This window comes from Thermoclostridium caenicola (assembly GCF_900142095.1).
GTDB classification, from domain to species: domain Bacteria; phylum Bacillota; class Clostridia; order DSM-8532; family DSM-8532; genus Thermoclostridium_A; species Thermoclostridium_A caenicola.
Window position 1 is genome coordinate 1 of record NZ_FQZP01000099.1, and the last position, 1,942, is coordinate 1,942.

The following is a 1,942-nucleotide window of genomic DNA, read 5'->3' on the forward strand; positions in this document are numbered from 1 at the left end:
TTGAACGCTCCTTTCTGGGAGGTAATGTGTTTTTGGCGATTCCATTATACCAGAGGCGTTTCAGGTCTCATTTTTATTATTAAGTTAACAGACCACGGAACTGGAACGGGAGGAATATTATGATGCCCACAGCTGTGAGAAGGCTGCAAGGGAACTGATGCTCAGGCTGGGGATTGACTATACGATTTGCGGCAAATGCATCTATGTCTGTCCCTGGACCCAGAGGTACCTGGATGCACATCGATGATGCCTGAAAGGGGCAAAACGTTGATCCAAGTTCGAGAGGAGTTGGATGATGAAAAAACGAGCGCGCGTGCCTTTGCGCATCCTGCTGGTTCTTGTTTTTGTGATAGTCATAACATCAGTCCTGATCTATGCGCTGTTGTGGAATCCAAAGGTTGACTTCGTGGTCAATCAAACCGTTTTTCCGCTGACCACGGAGCAGAAACTGGAAGACTTCGAATACCTGTACAGGATGCTGGAACAGAATTATCCCTATTTCGAGGTCAAAAAAAGGCAGCTGGGGATGGACTGGCTCTCAAAAAAACAGGAGTTTGTCTCCATGATAGCCGAAACGAAAAGCGACGCAGAGTTTTACCATGTTCTGAACAGCATTCTCATGCTGCTCCAGAACGGGCATACCAATGTCATCAGCCCGTCCGCTTATGACGATTCAAGTCGCATTTATGACGGACTCACACCCTGGGCCCAGGTCTATAACGATAGACGGGTCAGGGATGCCTATTCCTATTGGCAGACAGTTCTGAAAGAATCCGAAGAGATGATGCTTCCTGTTTCCTTCAAATACATAGAAGGGGAATACTGTGCCTGGTCAAATCCGGTTGATCCCGAAACTTCTCCCGGGGATTACGGGATACCCAGGGGATCCAGGCTGATCGAAGTGGATGGTATCAGCACGGATGATTATATCAAGACCCTGATGGACCGCTATATCCTGGACTATGACAGGCTCAGGGGAAAAGCCAAGGTTAACGCGTTGGTCATCTATACCGACAGGCCGGTCCGGCTGGGTGTGGAAACCCCTGAGGGTGAAAGGCGGGATATTACGCTTGAACCTGCCAGACCCGTTCAGGCCGAAAGCAGCGATGAAGACGTGCCCGAGCATCTTTTCTCAACCCTGAAGGATGAAGAGGCGGGTATTGCCTACCTGAGGCTTCCTTCCTTCTCCGCGCTTTACGTTGAGAAAGATGGGCCAGGCATCCGGGCTTTCCTGGAAGAAATCAGGGACTACAGAGGGCTCGTCATCGATATCCGGCTCAACGGGGGCGGAAGCACATCTTATTGGGCAAGAAACATTGTCGCGCCGCTGACCGATAAACGCCTGGCAATGAAATGCTATGCGCTGTTCAGGGATTCAGCCTATCTGAAGCCCTTTATTAAGCATAAACTGTTTACCGACTACCTGGCGCTCAAACGCATCGACAGCCTGAATGCCGGAGGCCGTACGCCGGAATACTATTTTGCGGATGGCAAGGGTTGGCTTACCGAGATCACTTACGGGACCGAGCCGGATAATCCTGTAGGGTTCAGGGGAAAGATATATCTTCTGGTGGATGATTATGTCTTTTCAGCCTCCGAGTCCTTTGCGGCCTTTGCAAAGGAAACCGGCTGGGCAACGCTGATTGGAACCGATACGGGAGGGGATGGGATCGGTTTTGATCCCATACCAATAGTTTTGCCCAACAGCGGTCTTATCGTAAGATTCCCAGGTGAGATGGGCTTAAACCCCGACGGAACGGTGAACGAGGAAGTCAAGACCATACCGGATGTATATGTGGAGCAAACCTGGGAAGATATTCAGAAGCGGTTCCGGAGAGAGGATATCGCTTAGTGTAAAATTGTTTTAGGTTAAAAAAACAAGAGACCCCTCTTTTTTGGTAAAATATTGATCAACGAAAAACAAACAAAATACCAAGGAGGA

General features: G+C 49.4%; 1 protein-coding gene. It reads left to right on the top strand.

The features are described from left to right. The first annotated feature begins 295 nt into the window (after positions 1-295). Complete coding sequence (locus tag F3H12_RS13015) at positions 296-1,852, top strand: S41 family peptidase (RefSeq protein WP_188118538.1); 1,557 nt, start codon at positions 296-298, stop codon at positions 1,850-1,852. Positions 1,853-1,942 lie beyond the last annotated feature (90 nt).

Excerpts from the sequence above, each read along its gene's own strand:
- F3H12_RS13015 (WP_188118538.1), top strand. The coding sequence starts at position 296 with ATGAAAAAACGAGCGCGCGTGCCTTTGCGCATCCTGCTGGTTCTTGTT.